The organism is Paraglaciecola sp. IT1134 (genome assembly GCF_058068185.1).
This window is the reverse complement of the sequence record NZ_CM176486.1, coordinates 893351-913420: the sequence shown is the minus strand read 5'-3', so window position 1 is coordinate 913420 and position 20070 is coordinate 893351. Positions and strand designations below refer to the sequence as shown.

Sequence of the window (20070 nt, the reverse complement as noted above, 5' to 3'; positions counted from 1 at the left end):
CGTCCATAAGGCATGCCCAGCAATGCCTATATTAGATAAAAACACAAATCTGAGAGGTATATATCCCAGCCATAACATATTATAATGTCGGCCAGCATGACATCGCACATGAGAAAATGCCGGTTATTTAGCTAATAGTTACCACGTTTTGGCAGCCAGCGAACGATTGCCGTGTTATGGTCATCATGGTATTGCGTACAATTTGAAAGTTTTCTATGTCTCCTGGAATGTTTGCCAGTTTAGTTATGTCCCTGGCCGATGCTTTTTACCTAGGAAGTTGATTCCACTGCTATTGTGCAAACTCGGCTCGTATCGAGGAGCCTGCGGCAATGATGATACTTCCGCCCTGAACTTTCGGTTCACGGGCGAACACTAGACAGCGGCATTTTGGGAGACACCCCCTTACTTGAGATCCTTGACTAATTTATGTTTAGCCACTTTTGCTCAGTGGACATAAACTCGTTGATTTTCAACAGCCTGGGGTGTCCGGGTCTGTTAACCACACGATAAATGAAAAATATGGATCACGAACAACATATTCGCGCCAACGGCAGTGCGCTTATTCAGGCCCTGGATGAGATCGTAAAATGGAAATACGACGGCTTTAATCAGGCCCTCTTGGCTGAGTTTTCCGCCGATAAAACCCCCCTTATTCTCGCGATTATCCGCCAGCACATGGCTGTCGAATGGGACGCAAAAAGCGTGAAACGAGCCCCACAATTGATCACCCATCTGGCCGCAAAATACGCCAAAATCAATAAAAGCCAAAAACTATTTGCCGTACAAAGCACAGAGCCATTTCAGGTCATGTTAGCTTGGTGGCCGTGGGGACACGGCGCGACAGTTTCAATTCGGTTGTTTGCTGTCAATCAAGAACCCTTTGTTTCAAAAGAACCACTATTGAAACGCTTGCGCGACTTTTTTGCCTAAAAAGAACACCAAAATTTTCACTTATTAGGTTTATCCTGGTTAATACTCGGTTAGAATAATGGCAAAAGTAATAATAACACTGGGGATTATCCTTTATGGCCATTATTAATTTTGGTTCTATTAACGTGGACCATGTGTATCAAGTTGAGCACTTTGTGCAGCCGGGGGAAACCCTTGCCTCTAGTAATTACCAGCGTTTACTTGGTGGCAAGGGCGCCAATCAATCTATAGCCCTGGCCAAAGCCGGTTCAGACGTGAGACACGTAGGTAAAATCAACCAGGAAGATGCCCCGTTCAAGCAGGTGATGATCAAACATAACATCAATTGTAAGTATGTTTCCTGCACCGACAGCCCATCAGGCCATGCCATTATCCAAGTTACCCCCTCTGGTGAAAACGCCATAGTATTGTTCGGTGGTGCTAATCATGAACTAACCAACCAGGACATCATGCAGGCCCTGGACGATGCCAAGTCACCGGATTGGGTATTAACCCAAAACGAAACCAACGCCATCGATGACGTGTTAAAACAAGCCAAGGCAAAAGGCCTGAAAGTCGCCTTCAATCCTGCACCTATGACGGCCTCAGTGAAACAATTACCCCATGATTGTATAGACCTATTAATTGTTAACGAAGTCGAAGCCCAAGAAATAACGGGCTGCACCGACCTTGAACAGATAGAAGCCTATTTCCGCCAGGACTGGCCCACGACCGAGGTGATTATTACCTTGGGCAAAAGGGGTGCCTGCATGCTCAGAAAAGACAACAAAATAACAGTCGAAGCCTTTGTGGTAGATGCCATAGACACCACCGCCGCGGGTGACACCTTTATCGGCTTTTTCTTATCGGCTTACAGCGATCACTGCGCGGCTAAATCGGCCCTGACTCGGGCTTGTGCAGCATCGGCCATCGCGGTCACTCAGTTAGGTGCCGCGCAATCAATACCTGACGCCGAACAAGTTGATCGCTTTTTAGCCAAACATAACAGTTAATATCTTACGAATGAGACACCTATGAGCCACAAAATTATATTGGATACTGATCCTGGCATTGACGATGCGATGGCAATTTTTTTCGCCTTTCAATGCAAGGATATCGAGGTACTTGGTTTAACCGCAGTCTACGGAAATGTACCGGTGGAAATGGCAGCGCAAAATGCCCTGACCTTGTGCGAACTGGCGGGTCAGGATATTCCAGTGTGCAAAGGCGTAGGCATGCCCTGGGTAGGTCCACAATCCCAGTATGCCCACTTTGTGCATGGTGACGATGGTTTCGGTAACATTCATCCAACGCCTTCGAAACGAGCCCTGGATCCCCGATCTTCTGCGCAGTTTATTATCGATATGGCTCGCCAGTTTCCAGGCGAAATCACGGTAGTGGCTATTGGTCCCCTGGGCAATTTGGCCCTGGCCCTGCGTCTGGAGCCTGAATTGCCTAAGTTATTAAAAGGCGTGTCTATTATGGGTGGTGCAGCCTTTGTCCCTGGCAATGTGACCCCTGTGGCCGAGGCCAACATCTGGAATGATGCCTATGCCGCCGAGATCGTGTTTGGCGCAGCCTGGAATTTAACTATGTTTGGCCTGGACGTCACCAATTCATTACCCTTCCAGCCGGAGTTTTTGACGCAGTTACGGGAAAACAATGCAAAACTGGGTGGCTTTGTACACGATGCGGCGCAGTTTTACATGGATTTTTATTCTCAGAACCGCGAAGACAGAGTGTGTTTTTTCCATGATGCTATGCCCATTGCCCATCTGGTGGATCCAACTTTGTTTGAGATCCAGCGTGGTCACGCCAGGGTGGCAACTGACCCACTGACGATTGGACAAACCATTATCGCTCCCGAAAATACCACCACTAGTCCTTTGTGGTTAAACGCTCAACAGATAGATGTGGCGGTCAAGGTTGACAAGACACGGCTGACCCAGTTATACCTTGACACCTATTAATTCTATATAAAGATGTTCACGCCGCATTTGTATCACTGAAATACGGCGTTGAAATAACAGCCTATGAAAACTGCTCCACCTACACCTGACGAGTCTGCACGTTTAAGGGCGCTTTTTGAATATGACGTACTGGATACTGAGGCGGAAAAAGCATTCGATGATTTGACGCAGCTCGCATCCGAAATATGTTGCACGCCCATTGCCCTTATCAGCCTGATTGACCCTGACCGCCAGTGGTTTAAATCCAAGGTCGGCCTGGACGTTGAAGAAACTTCACGAGATATTGCATTTTGCGCCCACGCCATTCATCAACAACATATTTTTGAGGTCAGCGATACCCTGCAAGATACGCGTTTTTTTGATAATCCTCTGGTTACTGCAGAACCGAACATCCGCTTTTATGCCGGCTTTCCGTTAATTACTCCCCAGGGGTATGCAATCGGTACCCTGTGCGCCATAGATAATCAACCTAAAACGTTAACCCCTGAACAACGTCAAGCGCTGGAAACCCTCGGTCGTTCTGTGATGGCAAACTTGGAGTTACGTAAAAAAAATCGCCAGCTTACAGAGGCTAATCAACATAAAACTGAGTTTTTGTCGAATATGAGCCATGAGCTGCGCACCCCTTTAAATGCCATCATTGGCTTTAGCCAACTGATGCTTGACGAAAGCCAGCAACACAGTGTTTCCGCCAAGTTTACCCGCTACCTCGAACACATCGATTACAGCGGCAAACGATTATTAAGCATTATTAACGCCGTACTCGATTTGAGTAAAATTGAAGAAGGCAAAATGCAATTACATCTAGGCAAAGTGAACTGCCGTAAGTTGTTTGAGCAAGTCGCGGGGATGTTTTCCGCTTCAATTGCAGCCAAAGACATTCAATTCAATTTACACATTGACGACGATGTAGCGGAATACCTTGTTATGGATGAAGCCAAAGTCAGTCAGATACTGATCAATTTAATTAGTAATGCCATCAAGTTCACCCCCGCAGGTAAGCCGGTTACTGTTAGCGTGGCTAACAGTAACCGGCAAATGATATTAGCCATTAAAGATGGCGGTATAGGTATTGCTCAAGCAGATCAGGCAAGGTTGTTCAACAAGTTTCAACAGGTCGGTAAGGTTAAAGATCACGCAGGTACCGGATTGGGTTTATCTATCACCAAGGGTTTAGTAAAGTTAATGCAAGGCAGTATCCACCTGTCGAGCCGGGAAGGTATGGGCAGTTTATTTAAGGTCACCTTACCCCATCTGCAGCTCAACGTGACTGATATGCCACCTCAGGAACCCAGTGAACTTGTGGCTAACACCGATTCGCTTATATTGTTAGTCGAGGATAACCTGATTAATCAGGAGGTCGCAAAGGCCATCTTTGAATCTATGGGTTTCGCTATAACACTTGCCGACAGCGGTGAACAGGCATTAAAGCGGGTTATCGAAAACAACTATGATCTGATTTTTATGGATATCCATTTGCCCGGCATTAATGGTATTGAAACCACAAGACGCATCAAACAGCTATTCCCGGCTATTCCTGTGGTGGGACTATCGGCTGATACATTCGAGCAAACACATATTAGCCGGGATGGTCCGGATAATTCCACGCAAATGTCAGATTATTTAACCAAACCCATAGAGCGTGTCAAATTAATCAAAGTGTTGAATAAATACCTGCCAAGCGCAATCTCCAGTAACGGATTAAATCGTTGCTAACAATCAAACGTTCATTACAAAATATGACTCGGCAATTATATAAAGCCAGGCGCAATAGCTTAAGCGCCACGCAACAAGTACAAGCCAGTCAGGACCTATTACAACAATGTCTTGCTGATGAATGTTTCCAACGGGCCGAGCATGTTGCCTGTTACTTGGCCAGTGACGGCGAAATTAGTCTGCAATTATTAATAGAATATTGCTGGGCTGTAAATAAGCAGGTATGTGTACCGGTGTTGCATCCATTTTGTACGGGTCACCTGTTGTTTGTTAAATACACAGCCCGCAGCGCTATGGTGTTGAACCGATACCGTATAGCGGAACCCGCATTGCGCTGCGACCATATTATTCCATTACATCGGCTGGACATGATTTTGGCGCCACTGGTAGCTTTCGACCGACTAGGCCAGCGTCTTGGCATGGGCGGTGGATTTTACGACCGTACCCTTGCCCCTATCAGACGGGATGGTCTTGGCACGGCGGTGGTTGGTGCAGCCCATGATTGTCAGCTGGACGAAACGGGGTTAAACGCAAACCACTGGGATGTCCCCCTGCAAAAAATTATCACCCCCGGGCATATTTATATTGGTTCAACCGACTAATACCGTCCCAAATAGATAGCATATCGCATATCGCATATCGGATATCGCATATCGCATATCGCATATCGCCAAAATCATTGAATTTGCTTCACGGCGACAAATGAGTGAGACCACATAAGTTTGGTCCACTCAGCGCAACTCGGTTAGCGCAACCCGGTTAGCGTAACCCGGTTAGCGCAACCTCAGTTATCGATTGGGGTGAATGAGAGTAACAAACAAATATGCAGTTTCAAGGATGAAGGGTATAGCTACATTTTGGCTGGAGCTTAGGTATACTATTCCTATTGATGCCTAACTTGAGACTGCAAATGACCCAAGATGATAAGAAAAAAGCCGCTGCCCTTGCTGCGATTGAACATATCCCCGACGATGCAATTGTGGGTGTAGGCACAGGCTCGACAGTGAACTATTTTATCGACGCTCTCGGCGCCATTAAAAGCCGAATGACCGCCGCAGTATCCAGCTCGGATGCCTCTACTCAACGCCTGAAATCATTGGGCATTGAGGTACTGGATCTTAATTCGGTGGACCGCCTGGATGTCTACGTAGATGGTGCTGATGAAATTACCGAACATAAACATATGATAAAAGGTGGCGGAGCCGCTTTGACCCGGGAAAAAATTGTTGCTGCGGTAGCTAAACAGTTTATTTGTATAGTAGATGACACTAAACAAGTGCCTATGCTTGGTCAGTTCCCTTTGCCGGTTGAAGTTATTCCCATGGCTCGCTCCTACGTCGCCAGGGAAATTGTCAAACTCGGCGGAGATCCTGTTTATCGCCAGGGCGTGGTAACGGATAATGGTAACGTTATTTTGGATGTACACAACCTGACCATATTAAATCCCGTGGAGCTTGAGCGACAACTCAACAACATAGTGGGTGTGGTTACCAACGGTTTGTTCGCCCAGCGCGGCGCAGATCTAGTATTAATAGGAACGACAGAGGGCGTCGTGACCCGTTAACCTGTAGTTTGATTTTTTTTTGGGCCGTAGTACTGACAGTAAAGATAGTCTCTGGGGATATTAATCTTCGGGGAACAACGCCCCGTCAATGTAACCCAGTAATTTGCTAAAACCATATTTTAGTTTCAATGGCCCCCCGGGTGGTTTTTATATAATAGGGTGCCCGCTTACCTATGCAGCCAGATTTGGTGTGCCGTTGATGAATATGCGCCGTGATACGTCACTAGTAACAACACCAGCAGCAACAACGTTAACTGGCTAGTTGTAACTGTGGTACTAAACTACATGGCATTGTATGGTGAACAAGGTAAATTAAGTAATGGACGTTGCGATTTTTGCACGCTTATCCTCCAATCCCGCCGAAACAGGTTCACTTGCACTGTGTATCGCTCGCTTCCTATGGCTTCCTTTACACCCCACCGTTAGCCAGTGACGCACTTGCCATTCGAATTATCTTCCCCTTATTCAGGGTGACTCCCCTATCTTTCAAGTGGACGGGTTTGCCAGCTTCGCTGGGCAAACAAATAAAAAGCGCTCTATTTTCATAGCGCGCTTTTTATTATCGGCAACTACTTAGGGTTAATTAACCTCTGGTAGAACACCTTGTTCTAGTACAAAGTGTGCGAAGTACTCTTACGTCCAATATAGATACCACGCCATCTTCATTGAGGTCATAACGCAAGTCTATAACAGGACCACTGCGTAATAAACGAGACAAGTTGGTTATGTCAGCAAAGTCAATATCGCCGTCACCATCAAGGTCGCCAGGAGCTGGAACGGGGCCGGCTTTAAGTTTTAGTAATTTCACGGCCATAGGCTCGAGCGTAAGTTCACTGCTCGCTTCCTGACTGGTGATAACATCTGTCACTGTATCTGGCGTTTTACCAAAAATAGTCAAGTTAACGGTCAAGGGTTGCTGACTAACGTTAATAAGCGAAACGTATGTATCGCTTGTTTCGGCATCATTAAATTGTTCAGCAAGTACACCGTATGCAACATTACCACCGACATCAGTCACTTCAACACCCGCAGACATTTCAGGGGCAACAGAAGCAAGTGCTGACTTAAATGCAGCAGCCATAGTGAATACTTCAGCATATTCGACCGTCGCAAATGTTGATAATGCATTTAACATGTTTGGATTTCTTGATGCTCCTACTTCCGTCTTCGCAAAGTTATCGCCACTGCCAACAACAACAAGGCGACCACCACTGTGGCTAAACGCGATTAACTTTGCCAAATCCTTATTAGAAATGAACTGTGTAGGAGGAACAATCACGGTTTGCTTAGTTTTATCAATATTGGCCAATTCAGTTGGAGTCGTAAATCCGACAGGAAGATTGGTTACCTTAAGCGCTTCGTGCACGTTAGACATTTCAGCTGTATAGGTGCTGTCTTGGATATGGCTGTCTTTGTTGTAGTACACCATAAATGCTCTTTCAACGGGCGCCAAGTTCATGAAAATTTCACCGTGCGCGTTGATTTCTTTCCAGGTACGACCATATGCATCTAACTGGATAGGTTGATTAGCAGAAGTACCAGCGAAGTCCGCACGCAAATCAACAGAACCGTCAGCTCTTCTATTCCAAACCCAAGAGGTGGTTGAATCCATGCCTTGAGTTGCGGCTAACCAGAAAGCAGCACGTACATACTCTTTGGTCATATGGAAGTCACGCCATCTGGCTCCGGATAACGAGTGCCATTCTGAATCATAGAAAGGTTTGTCAGGTGCGATCGATTTATTGAAATCTAACATGATAGCCTGCTTGCGCCATTCCAGTTGATAACGGTCACGGGAGCTCTGATCCAAACGTACATCCCACTCAGCATCATGTGGGTTCATTTGGTTGTCAGAACCAGGGATATCGACTAATTTAGCGATATATTCGAAATCATAACCTTCGTCTGCGTAGGTACCATGAATAGAACGCTCACCCAATACTTTGATATGGGTTTTCGCTTTCGGATCAGCTTGATGCGCGGTGTTATGCAGGAACGTAAACCAGTCATTAACGCGACTCATGTTAAACTTATTCCAGTCATACCAAACTGGTCCGCCCTGCAATTCAAGAGGTAGCGGCATTTCATAAGCTTCTGAAAGCTCACTAAAATCAGCAAAGTCAGTACCATACACAGCGTTTAGATCTGCAATAGTGGTGTATTTTTCTGCTAACCAAGCTTCATATTTCGAAAAGGTAAAATCTGATAAGCCATCTTCAGAGTGAGCGCCGCCTTCACGAAAACCAAAGGTAGGTTCGTTAGCCAACATATAAACGCGGGCATTGTCGCCGAGGATATCGATGTTTGGCTCAACCAGATTTTCAAACAACGTACCCAACCAGCCACGAACTGAGGGATTATCAATATCATAATCGGTAAACATACGATGACCAGCCCCAAACGCACTTGGGTCGATATCACGTAAAGGGCTGTTGTTCGGAACAATATGACCGACAAAGATTTGCATCGGGAATTTATTCTTCTCAACTTCACGTTCGAGGTCGCGAACAAAGGAGTTCACGCGAACATCTCTGACCGTAGTACCGTCTTCCAAATCTTGCACAGCAATATATTTTTCACCATTTTGGCCAAAGGCTTCTAGTGATCCATCGTCGTCAGGTTGGAAGAAAAACTTGCTGGCCAGAACTGGTTTGCCGTCCAACAGGTAATTACTTCCTTCAATTGACGCGGTACCATTTTCCCAATCAGGTGGTGTTGCCAGGACAATTTCACCGTCAATTTGTTGCTGCAATTCATCGATTGCCGTTTCAATGATGATCAAGCTGTCAGCCAGTTCATCAAATGGCAAGCCAGCAGCACCAACAGGATCAAATTGAGTGAAAAACAAACGATTGTATCTTTCTTCAATTGCTAGTGGGTTCTGACGATCATAAGGCGCAAAGGAATTTTTGAACAAATCAACGGTTTGTGCGGTAACTTGTGCGTAATCGGTATTAACTGCGGCTTCTTCAGCTTCGATAATTTTCGCGGAAAGCAAATCACGCGCTTCGTTGACTTTTTGCATTAGGCTTAAAAATACACCTTGATCAATTGGACCAATATAAGTCGTGGCATGACGATCATAAAACGCAGGATCATAAAGATCCGGGATTACAGGCTCTACTAATACTTCCACATCATCAATAAAGATGTTTGCCGCATCACTGTTTTCAACAAATAGTGTTACGGTGGTATCGGTTTCACCTGTCTTGAAGCTAATGGTTGAGTGGGTATATTGGCTATTGTTAATTGCGGTGGTTTTTTCTACACCACCGTAGTTTTTAACGCCAAAGGTGGCTGATGTGTTGTTCGGCACCACTCTAGTCCAAACAGAGGCCGAATAACGAGTATCAGCGATAAGACCATCCACAACGCGTTCGATATAACCCGTTTCTCCGTTATTATCGTTTACTCTGAGTGCATAAGTGCCTGAACGCACATTATTGACATTATTGATGATGATTGCTTGACCCGAAACACCGGTCCATCCTTCAAAAGCCCCACTTTCAAAACCAGGATCATCAACGAAGTTTTCGTATACACGAACCGTGACTTGTGTTGACGCAGAAAATCCACCATCTTCAGTCACACCTGAAATCGTGGCGGTGCCTAAGGCGATACCTGTTACTGCACCATTGTCGTCAACAGTGGCAATAGAGCCGTCACTTGAGCTCCAAATGATGTTTGGATTTGTGGCGTTTCCTGGCGTTAACGTTACAGCCAATTGAGTTGTAACATCTTTAAAGATAGTCGCTTGTGAAGGCGTAACAGAAAGACCTTGTACATACCGTACTTTAGGATTATTTTCCTGAACCGACACATTATCGATATAAAACTTGGCGCTACCATCATCCATATCGTCGGGGCGAACCTGTATTCGAAGTCGATCGTTATCTACACCTGCACCGTTTTTGCCAGAAACCGCCCCACGCGTAAACACAGATGACGTAATTCTGACCCATTGACCTCTAACCACATTACTTACGTTAAAAGGCTGGACCTGCGTAAATGGGTTTTCGAGAATGGCGCGAACAGCGTTAATGGAAGAACCCGGTTCAATCCAGATATCCATTGAAACCGTAAAATCCCCTTGCAGCATATTTAAAGAGCCAAAAGGAGAAAAGGCGGTTTTAAAGGCCGTCGTTTTAGCGTCAGTTTCAAATACCAATGCACCAACACCATTTTTCACCCTGTCAGTGCCGCCACCAGTATTATTTGTCTGGGTAAAACTACCTGGGCCTGCTGGGTTGGCAAGAAACCAGTTAGGGCTTGTTGGTTCAAAACCAGACAAATTATCGCTTAAACGGTTGGAAAAAGGAGCAGGTGACGCTTCATTTGCTCCTTCTTCATAGGCCTCTATTGCGACATTATCGACAAACAGTGTGCCTGTTCCATCTAACATATCGCCGGATCTGACTTGTAATCTTAACCGGTCAGAGTTGTCTGAAGCCGCATCTCTAGAAAAAGGAGCACTGGTAACGTTTACCCACTGGCCTTGTTCAACATCATCCAAATTAATCGGGGTAATGAAATGAAATGGACTTTCTAAAATTGGACGAATTCGCCCCACTTTACTACCGGGCTCTATCCATACATCCATGGAAATCACGTATTCAGTGCGCTCTTGAAGCTCCACAGTACCAGCAGGTGAGAAGGCAGTAACGTTAACGGCAACGCCACCTTCATGACTAAATTTAAGACTATTAGCGCCCGTATTAGGCATTTCTGTACCAATAGCATAAACGGTAGGCAGCGCGACACCAGCAATAAACCAGTTGGCCGGACTACCATCGATAACGATAGGCCCTTCAAAACCGAAAAAATTCTCGTCTAACAAATTCACGGCCTGAACGGTTGGCTGAAACAACAGTCCGGAGGCAAAGAACATAAGTGCGTGTTTAAACTTCATTGCATGCTTCTCCTAATCGCCAGATTTACTGTTTTTAGCTAGCAATATCCGGCACGTTAAATTCTATTTCAATTTTCTATTGAATTAAAAATTGCTTCGACCGCTTCCACAATGCAATAAAGCCCTGTGCTTATTAACAAATTAAATTCAATAATATCAACACATTAAGATTCACATTACGTTCAAGCATACTTATCGATACAAACTCTTAACATATTGTTAAAGGGCAGCTTACAAGAATAGCAGCGCTTTCACCATACCTTTGTAAACATATTATGTTTATACTCATTAAGGCAGCATCAAAAATGATGTAGTCGTTTAATTAATTTATTGGGAAAATAAAAATGACATACCTAAAGAAATTTATTTTTACAGCCTCACTAGCTGTTGCGGCCTTCGGTTTTAGTTTATCGTCTCACGCTACACTTATTTCACACGATGTACTGTTCGAAGGCAGTGTAGTGGGTGAAATCACTGTTCATTTATTCGAAAATGGCACCATTGGCGAGCAAGAACTTATTGAATTCAAATCTTTTAGTTTTTTTGGCGAAAACGTCACTGATACTCTTTCGTTCTTAGCCGTTGTCGACACAGATGATGTATTCGCCGGAATTGAATACCTAGACTTTGACGTAGACGTAGCTGGTTTAAATATCGGAATTTTTGGAATATACGATGTGTTTGCTTTAGATCCAGCAATTGATAACTTCTTTGAAATATTCGACATAAAAACTGTTCCCACGACGTTCTTTACAGAAGGTGAGCTAAGTTTAGGCGCGGCAACTGTTGTTTCTGAACCATCAGTTTTTGTGATGTTTGTATTGGCTTTGCTTGGTTTTGGTATGCGCCACAGAGCCAAGTAATTTGCTTTACAGAGTCTTACTTAATAAAGATTTTTGATGTTAATCCGGCTATTTTCCAACAGTCGTTTTTATGTCAGCAGTCGTATTGCTCGCGGTAGTCTAAACACCCTCTATTCTTTTATTTGGTCGATTGGGTATAGATCGGTTTTTTTAGACGTATTTCCCTGATTGATTGTCAGACATATCAGCGAAAAAGGGGTCGGAGTGATTTAATGGGAAAATCACTCTGCCCCTTTATCCATTTTGGGCTCCAGTGCAGCTCGTGCTCTGGGGATATTAATCTTCGGGGAACAACGCCCCGTCTATAGAGCGTCAACTACTTTGACCGGTTGAGCGTCAATTAACTTGACCGGTTACTTCTGCTTTCTTCGTCTTCTTTCATGGCCGCTTTTCTTCTGTAACTTTCTCCTACTAATTGAATAATGTGTGCATGATGAACCAGCCTATCTATGGCGGCTACGGTCATTGCGGTATCGGTAAACAGCTCATCCCAATCTTCGAATGATTGATTTGAGGTGATGATTAGGCTGTGTCTTTCATAGCGGTGGGCAATTAGTTCAAACAGAACACTGGTTTCTTGTTCGGTTTTTTTAATATAGCCGATATCGTCAATGATAAGTGCTTGGTATTTATCGAGCTTGTTTAATGCATCCTGCAATTTCAGTAGTTGTTTTGCTTCTTGCAGATGCTGTACAAGGGCTGTGGCTGAGTAAAATTTGATACGGATACCTGCTTCAATCAGGCTATAACCTAGACTACTGGCTAAGTGTGTTTTGCCAACGCCACTGGCACCGAACAATAATAAATTGGCTCCTTGTTTTACCCAGTCATGATTGTCGGCCAGCTCATACATACGCGCTTTATTCACCCCTTCGATGGCAGTAAAGTCGAAGCCGCCTAAGTGCTTTCCTGATGGCAGGTTCGATTCTTTTACATAACGTAATTGTCGCTTGTCGGTGCGACTCGCCAGCTCTATGTGGCACAACTCGCTTAAGTATTGTTCTGGCCGCCATTGGTCATGTAACGCTTTTTCTGCGATGGTTTCCCATTGCTCTCTAAACACACTTAGGCGGAGGCTTTTTAGCATCAACGGTAATGAAGCGGTTGCACTATTCATGATGACTTCCTTGCGATAGCGATTGATATTGGGATAGTTTGTGTTGCATCACGTTGACTTGTGGAATGTCTTTGGGCTTGGTGCTAAAGCGTTCTTGGCAGTCAAACAAGCTGGGTAAACGGCTTATGCTTAACTGGTGAGTAATAAAGCGACCTAGCCGCATTTCATTATCTGCTTTACTCGCTAAATGCAGTATTCTAACCATGTAATGGCTGGCATCATCGGCTTTCATTGTCGCCTCAACATACTGCCATATCGTTCGGTAGTCTTCGTTAGGCAGTAACTCATCTCGCCATTGTGAACATCTAAATGCTCTGGGCTTTTTAACGAGCGCGTCAATAACATGTTTGTAATTGACGCTGCGTTTACGTGAAGAGCCTGGCGCGTAAACGCGCTCTAAACGGTAGGTGAATTCTTGGCCTAAGAGTAAATCGATATGATCATCATATACATGCACTTTCAGTCGACTATCCACCAGTCTAGACGGCACCGTATACATGACTCGTTTGATATTGACCGTGCTTGTGCGCGTAACCCGCACGTATTCTTGCGAGTAATTGACGCTCTTATAGGCAGGTAAGGTGTGTAATTGTCGCTGCTCTTGTGCGAACTTGGCCGCAATGCGTTTGTTGCGACGACTGGTCACGCCTTCAATGAAGGTCTCGTAATCGGCGCGACAATTAAAATCGAACGAGCCTCGCACTCTTAGTGCCTGTTCAACTTGCGATTTAATATGACGGTTGGGCGATTCAATGGCACCATTTTCATGAGCAACACCGGTATTATTTCGTGTGCCAGCAAATCCATAATGCGTCATCAACTCTTGATAGCGCTGAGTAAAATCCTCAACCGTACCATTATTCTTGTATGCCGCGCTTAAGCTGTCGGTGCGCACCTCAGCAGGTACGCCTTTGCTTTTAGCGAATGCATTTTGCAAACCATCGGAGAATGCCGCGAAGCTTTCACCACCATAAATAACTTGCGAGAATGTCCAACCACTAGCGGGTAGCCGGTAATTAAACAGCATATGTTTAAAGGGTTTTGCATCAATCGTGACGGGGCTTGTAACATGTGTGAAGTCGCATATACCTAGCTTTCCAAGCTCATGATGTTGCATAAACATCACGTCCTTAGCTGCGCCATGTAAATGACGCCATTGCTTGATCCTGCGCTCTAGCGTGCGTCTCGATGAAGAGCTAAATACATCCGCATGAAACTCGCACAAATGATCAAACACGCCAACAGGACTTATTTCGGCGTCTTGTTTTAACAATGGCAACACAATGAGATCCCATATTGGTGCAAGCGGATCTGCTCTAGTTCGCCAATCTCGTTTATCTTTTTTAGGTTGGTGCCGTTCTTTTTCAATTCGGTGTCCGGTGCTAACTGACATGCCGACTTTTGCTGTAGCCACTTCTTGGGTGAAATCCTTACGTAACTTCATATATAACCTGATTTGTCTTTCTGTGATGTGATTACCCGACACTAAATCCCCTCCGAATTTCAGTGTCGAACCTTAACAGAACGACCGGTCAAGATAGTTGACGCTCAACCAATCAAGTTAATTGTCGCTTAATACCCCGTCAATGTTACGCAATAATTTGCTAAAACCATATTTCAGTTTCAATGGCACCCGGTTAGTTTTTATATAGTAGGGTGCTCGCTTACCATTGTAATGCACCACAGGCCCGATGCGTTCAAAAGGCAAACCTATATAACGCATACTCTTGGCCAGCCTTGGCTCGACCATTACAAAACAGTGATTAATCTCTTCTCGCAGTGCCACAGATAACACCGATAAATACAAACCAACGGCAATAAACGGAACACAGCGCAATTCTGCTGCACTTATATGCGTTTTACTGGCATTATCATTTAGGGAATATTTTTTCCACGCCCGCCTAAATTCAGGAGCCACGGCCAATCGGGATATTTCACATATTTTATGGGGCTTTAAATCATTGGGATGAATTTTTTCCGAGTAAATCGTGTCGCTTAAAAACTGTTGTATGGGGAGCAATTGTTCATTGTTGCCCGGTCTGACTATTCTGACCGTTCCAGCAGTTTGAGCCGAGCTATTATGGGTCAACAGGCAATGGGTAGAATAATCGTCAAATTGATCAGACTCCAACTTTTGTTCGTTATGGGGCTCGTAGCCCAGCTCTTCACAAAAAATCTGATAGCGGATTTTATAGGCCTGTTTTTTAGCTTGTGTGGATTGGGCGATATGCGGTTTAAAAGCATCTGCAAATTGCTCGGCCACAGAATGGGCTTTTTTGTTGGCAGCAAAGATCTGAGTTCTTTTTATGATGGGTTTGACAAAACGAGAGATACTGAAGTTTGCCGATTTATTGCTTTTTTTAACCACAAACACCACCAATTAATTTTGGGGAAAAGGTCGAAAGGGCCGCCCACCCTTTGCATGCCCCATTAAATATACCTATATAGCCCTAACTCCCAGGTTGAACGTTGCCATGCAAGGGAAACTACAATATAGCTTATTTGGCTCAGTGGTGACACTTGCCTTGATGTTCAGGCTAACCAAAAACAATCACGTGGCGTATTCAGCATTTTCCTGACACATATGAAAATGAGAACACGACCAAATATTACAGACAAGTAGGTGCGATTAGAAGCCAGTCATTACGCCATTCAAAGCCTATTTTGTATTTTAGCTTTGCGTTAATAGCAGACTGGCTAACAACCGCTATCCGTTTCATTCAGCTAAGTCACCCATCTCTTTTTTTGGTCAGCCACAAGCTATTCGCATAGTCAGTTTTGCTTCATGATTGCAGCCCAAGTACCCGCATTTAGGCTGACATGACAATAACACGCAAAAACTCGCTTCTTCGATTCGTTATCATCGCTTTGCTGTTAATTTCAGAAAAGTTTTACGCCGTTTTAGTATCCTTGAAGGTTGCGCAGAAGGCGTTATCTAGATCGGCGATGAGATCGTCTGGGTGCTCCAGACCGATTGAGAGGCGGATAAGGCCGTCGGTTACGCCGAATTTATCACGCAAGTCCGCAGACACGCCCGAGTGAGTCGTGCTTACTGGGTGGCAGATGAGGCTTTCGCTGCCGCCGAGGCTGACGGCAGATTTGAAAATAGACAAATTGTTGATCAGGCGGAAGGCGTCTGATTTTGACACGTCCAACACAAAAGAGAATGTCGAGCTAGGTCCTGAACATTGGCGCTTATAGACGGCTTGGTAGGCTTTATCTTCGATAAAGTCAGGGTGGAGGATTTTTGCACCTATGTAGGAATTATCCGCGATCCATTGTGCCACTTTACGGCCGCTGTTGGCAGCGCGTTCCATGCGGATACTTAAGGTTTCGAGTGAGCGGGAGATCATCCAGCTTGTATGTGGGTCGAGATTGAGGCCAAGAGCGCCGCGCGTAGCGCGAACTGAGCGCAGCATTTTACGGCTGCCGCAGACGGCACCAGCGACAAGATCGCTGTGGCCGCCGACATATTTAGTCAGTGAGTACATGGCCATATCGATGCCTTGGGGTACGACTTGTTGGAAGACGGGACCCATAAGGGTGTTATCGCAGACACTGATTGGGCGATGACCTGTTTCTGTCTCGATGACATCTAGCACGCGGTTTAGCGCTTCGAAATCAACGAGAGCGTTTGTTGGGTTGGCTGGTGATTCAACGAACACCATGACAACACGGCCTTTTTTGCCAGCATCACGAAGGGAGGTGAGCATGCCCGCCTCGTCCAGACCGTCATGGAATTCGCCGGTTTCGATGTTAAATTCAGGCAGAAATTTGCGGATGAGGGTTTCGGTGCCGCCATAAAGGGGCGCGCTTTGGACAATCACATCACCGGGGCGCAAGTAAGCGAGCAGTATGGCGCTGATTGCGCCCATGCCGCTGGAGCAAACTACGGAGCACTCTGAGCCTTCGAAGAGAGACAGACGGTCTTCGATGATTTCTACATTGGGGTGGTTGAAGCGGCTGTAGATAAGGCCGCCAACACTGCCCTGTGGTGCGGGCTTACGCCCAGCCATGATATGGAAGGATTCTTCGCCCTCTTCCGGTGTTTGGTAGGCAAATGTGGAAGTTAAGAAGACCGGCGGTTTAACCGAGCCTTCAGATAATTGCGGATCATAACCATAGGACATCATCATTGTTTCAGGCTTAAGCACGTGATTACCGATTTTGTTTTTTTTGTAGTTTCTATCGTTAGTCATTGTCTGTTCTTCCTTTTATAGGTTTCGTCTTAAGCGTTGTTGATTGTTACACCTGCATTTTCCAAGCATCAGGGCATGCAGCCGATGTTCTGCTTCGTCAGATGTCCCACAGATGTAAACCGACAATAAAGAATCGTATTTTACAAAATAATATCACACTATTTGACCCGCCCTAGTCGATTTAAGCAGACGTTACATTATGGATTCTGTGGGGTTCAAAAGTGCCATTTACGGACATTTTCAAAAGTCCTCGATACCACGCAAAAAATACTTCTGGATTATGTTTCAAAAAACATTCTATTGAATAAACTCACCTGCCAATTCAGTTAAGTATGCATAATCTGGCAGGCCATCGCCTCCATTTCCTAAAATGATGACGATGCGAAATCGCAATAGTGGAACGAGCTTTGCGTAAACAGAGCCATTATAAACATTTGGAATTAAGGTTATGCGTTGGAAGGGCAGGAGACAAAGTTCAAACGTGCAGGACCGGCGCGGTAATCGAGCCGTGTCCAGCAGGGCTGGACTGGGCATTTTTCAGCTTGTGCCGATTGTGCACCGTTTATTTGGCACTAAAGGCTTGTTGGTGGTTGCCTTGGTAGGTGGGGGAGCTTGGCTGTTTCAGGCTTACTCAGGTGGGGGATCATCTTTAAGCGGAGCATCCCCGACTGTTAATCCACAAAAAACCATTGTCCAAACAGAGGAGGAAAAAACATTAGTCCAATTTGTGTCGGTCGTTTTGGCCGACACAGAGACCACTTGGACGCAAATTTTTCAGACATTGGGTAAAGATTACACAGAACCGGATCTGATCCTGTATCGGGGCGAAACTCGCTCTGGCTGTGGCACCGGTAGAGCGGAGATGGGCCCATTTTATTGTCCGGCGGACCAGCGAATTTATATTGATTTGGGATTTTATGATCAGCTGGGCGACCGATTCGGTGCTCCTGGAGACTTCGCCCAAGCCTATGTGTTGGCGCACGAGGTGGGCCACCATGTACAGACTGTATTGGGCATTTCTCAGCAAGTGGAAAAGATGGGCCGAAACAAAAACCAGGCAACTGTAAACCGTCTTTCTGTTTCCCAAGAGCTACAAGCAGACTGTTACGCAGGGGTGTGGGGATTCCATGCTAATACTCAGCGGGGCCTGTTGGAGCCGGGTGATATAGACGAAGCATTAAAAGCTGCCGCAGCGATTGGGGACGATACCCTACAGCGCCAAGCGGGCGGGAGAGTTGTGCCAGATTCTTTCACTCATGGCAGTAGTGAGCAAAGAGCACGGTGGTTTAAGCGAGGATTTGCATCTGGGGACTTAACCGCTTGCGATACGTTTGCTGCTGCCAAACTTTAAGTTGAACAAAATTATTTTTTTGGCACGTTTCGTGGATTATATTTAGCGAGTTTGGCTTTTTATATTTGTAGGCCACACGTTAACTTTTAAATTTTGATAACTAAGGGTATGCATTATGATTATTTCAGCATCGTCAATTATTGGGGACAAAGTTAAAAATACCAAAGGCGAAGATCTAGGCAAAGTTGAAGAGCTTATGATCGACACAACTGATGGAGAAGTGAATTACGCGGTTGTCTCTTTTGGTGGATTTTTGGGTATGGGAGACAAATTATTTGCTGTGCCATTAGAGCAGATGAGTCTAAATACTGAAAAAAAATGTTTGATTTTAGATGTGCCTAAAGAAAAGTTAGAGAAAGCGCCAGGTTTTGATAAAGACAATTGGCCCAGCAGTGCAGATAATACTTGGTACAACTCGGTAAAAACCTATTATCGCGAGTAACATTTTTTATGAACTTCGTATAATTACAAACCCGCTGCGTTTACAGCGGGTTTGTCGTTTTAGTGCATCAGTACGGTCAGGCACTGTCTGTTTAATTAGTAGGTAGTTATTCGTCTTTGTATCACCTTAGATGTCATCCTTTATTACCAGGGGTAAAAACCAATGTTAAAGAATATGAAGCAATTAGGGATGGGCATTTACGCAAGAATCAACGAACATTATCTGTCACTTGTGGCCGCGGGTGTGGCCTTTTACGCATTTCTATCGGTGTTTCCAGCGATTGCCACCTCTATATCCTTATACGGATTGGTGGCTGATGCGGGTACAGTAAAAGAGAATATTAGTACTATTACCGGTTTTATTCCTGCGGAAGTAAAAGAGTTGCTTTTTAGCCGCATGAAGGATGTTGCCACCGACCAAAATTCAACGCTCACTTTGGGTTTGATTGTGGGTATTTTGCTTTCATTATGGAGTGCTAATAAAGCCATGAAAGCGGTAGCACAAGGATTAAACATCACTTACGAAAAAAATGAGAATAGGGGGTTTTTAAAAATAAATTTAGTTACCTTGGCACTAACCCTGGTGACCAGCTTGGTATCGATTCTGATTATTGTTATCGCTGTTGTTTTACCCATTGTAGTGAATTATTTTCTATCCCAAGGCACCGCTCAGTACTTAACGCTTATTCTTAGTTGGATTTTGCTAGTCGGTGTATTAATGGGCCTGTTTTTACTGCTTTATCGCTACGCACCAGCCAGAGATGAGCGTCCGCTTATTAAAGATTCTGTTCCAGGCGCCATTTTTTCCACGATTTTAGTTATTATCTGTTCTGTTGCATTTTCTTTATATGTTAAGAATTTTGCAAAGTACGACGAAGAGTATGGGGCTATTGCGGCGGTGGTCATCACTTTGCTTTGGCTATATTTAGGCTCGTTCATTTTTCTTTTAGGCGCAGAACTTAATGGGGAAAGCCAAGAGATATCAGCTGATAAACACGCTGACAAAAATAAAAACCTTGGATAAATAAACT

15 protein-coding genes and 1 other RNA gene are annotated in these 20070 nt (G+C 44.9%); 11 read left to right on the top strand and 5 right to left on the bottom strand.

Annotated features, from left to right (window positions below):
• Positions 1-216 precede the first annotated feature (216 nt).
• From ssrS to rpiA, 7 genes are all read left to right on the top strand, one after another.
• Positions 217-398, top strand: a non-coding RNA gene (gene ssrS, locus AC3RV5_RS04055) — 6S RNA.
• A 121-nt stretch (positions 399-519) separates the two neighbouring features.
• Positions 520-930 carry a hypothetical protein gene (locus AC3RV5_RS04050; RefSeq protein WP_489730691.1) on the top strand — a complete coding sequence of 137 codons (411 nt, stop codon included), beginning with the start codon at positions 520-522 and terminating at the stop codon, positions 928-930.
• Between the two features lie 95 nt (positions 931-1025).
• Positions 1026-1922 carry a ribokinase gene (locus AC3RV5_RS04045; protein WP_489730690.1) on the top strand — a complete coding sequence of 299 codons (897 nt, stop codon included), beginning with the start codon at positions 1026-1028 and terminating at the stop codon, positions 1920-1922.
• Between the two features lie 21 nt (positions 1923-1943).
• Positions 1944-2879, top strand: a complete 936-nt coding sequence (locus tag AC3RV5_RS04040; RefSeq protein WP_489730689.1) for a nucleoside hydrolase — start codon at positions 1944-1946, stop codon at positions 2877-2879.
• A 63-nt stretch (positions 2880-2942) separates the two neighbouring features.
• On the top strand, positions 2943-4595 hold the full coding sequence (locus tag AC3RV5_RS04035) for a hybrid sensor histidine kinase/response regulator (protein ID WP_489730688.1): 1653 nt from the start codon (positions 2943-2945) through the stop codon (positions 4593-4595).
• On the top strand, positions 4589-5197 hold the full coding sequence (locus AC3RV5_RS04030; RefSeq protein ID WP_489730687.1) for a 5-formyltetrahydrofolate cyclo-ligase: 609 nt from the start codon (positions 4589-4591) through the stop codon (positions 5195-5197). Before AC3RV5_RS04035 ends, AC3RV5_RS04030 begins: the two co-directional genes overlap by 7 nt.
• Positions 5198-5505: 308 nt before the next feature.
• Positions 5506-6159: a ribose-5-phosphate isomerase RpiA gene (gene rpiA / locus AC3RV5_RS04025; protein WP_489730686.1), complete on the top strand. Its 654-nt coding sequence runs from the start codon at positions 5506-5508 to the stop codon at positions 6157-6159.
• A gap of 583 nt (positions 6160-6742) precedes the next feature.
• Here the strand turns inward: rpiA and AC3RV5_RS04020 are convergent.
• A complete protein-coding gene (locus tag AC3RV5_RS04020) occupies positions 6743-11068 on the bottom strand; it encodes an Ig-like domain-containing protein (protein ID WP_489730685.1) in 4326 nt (1441 codons plus the stop codon).
• 344 nt (positions 11069-11412) lie between these two features.
• Between AC3RV5_RS04020 and AC3RV5_RS04015 the strand changes: the two genes are divergently transcribed.
• On the top strand, positions 11413-11931 hold the full coding sequence (locus tag AC3RV5_RS04015) for a hypothetical protein (RefSeq protein WP_489730684.1): 519 nt from the start codon (positions 11413-11415) through the stop codon (positions 11929-11931).
• A gap of 340 nt (positions 11932-12271) precedes the next feature.
• Here AC3RV5_RS04015 and istB read toward each other — a convergent pair whose 3' ends face one another.
• The 4 genes from istB to AC3RV5_RS03995 all read right to left on the bottom strand — a co-directional run bounded on the left by istB (position 12272) and on the right by AC3RV5_RS03995 (position 17247).
• Positions 12272-13048, bottom strand: a complete 777-nt coding sequence (gene istB, locus AC3RV5_RS04010) for an IS21-like element helper ATPase IstB (RefSeq protein ID WP_489728390.1) — start codon at positions 13046-13048, stop codon at positions 12272-12274.
• On the bottom strand, positions 13041-14534 hold the full coding sequence (gene istA, locus AC3RV5_RS04005; RefSeq protein WP_489728391.1) for an IS21 family transposase: 1494 nt from the start codon (positions 14532-14534) through the stop codon (positions 13041-13043). The genes istB and istA overlap by 8 nt, the downstream gene beginning before the upstream one ends.
• 75 nt (positions 14535-14609) lie before the next feature.
• Positions 14610-15416: a PEP-CTERM/exosortase system-associated acyltransferase gene (locus tag AC3RV5_RS04000; protein ID WP_489730683.1), complete on the bottom strand. Its 807-nt coding sequence runs from the start codon at positions 15414-15416 to the stop codon at positions 14610-14612.
• Positions 15417-15939: 523 nt separating this feature from the next.
• Complete coding sequence (locus tag AC3RV5_RS03995) at positions 15940-17247, bottom strand: cystathionine gamma-synthase family protein (RefSeq protein WP_489730682.1); 1308 nt, start codon at positions 17245-17247, stop codon at positions 15940-15942.
• A 448-nt stretch (positions 17248-17695) separates the two neighbouring features.
• Here AC3RV5_RS03995 and ypfJ point away from each other — a divergent pair, with 448 nt between their 5' ends.
• The 3 genes from ypfJ to AC3RV5_RS03980 all read left to right on the top strand — a co-directional run bounded on the left by ypfJ (position 17696) and on the right by AC3RV5_RS03980 (position 20063).
• Positions 17696-18598: a KPN_02809 family neutral zinc metallopeptidase gene (ypfJ, locus tag AC3RV5_RS03990; RefSeq protein ID WP_489730681.1), complete on the top strand. Its 903-nt coding sequence runs from the start codon at positions 17696-17698 to the stop codon at positions 18596-18598.
• A 115-nt stretch (positions 18599-18713) separates the two neighbouring features.
• Entirely contained in the window at positions 18714-19040 is a 327-nt protein-coding gene (locus AC3RV5_RS03985; protein ID WP_489730680.1) for a PRC-barrel domain-containing protein, read from the top strand.
• Positions 19041-19202: 162 nt separating this feature from the next.
• A complete protein-coding gene (locus tag AC3RV5_RS03980) occupies positions 19203-20063 on the top strand; it encodes a YihY/virulence factor BrkB family protein (RefSeq protein WP_489730679.1) in 861 nt (286 codons plus the stop codon).
• Positions 20064-20070: the final 7 nt, after the last annotated feature.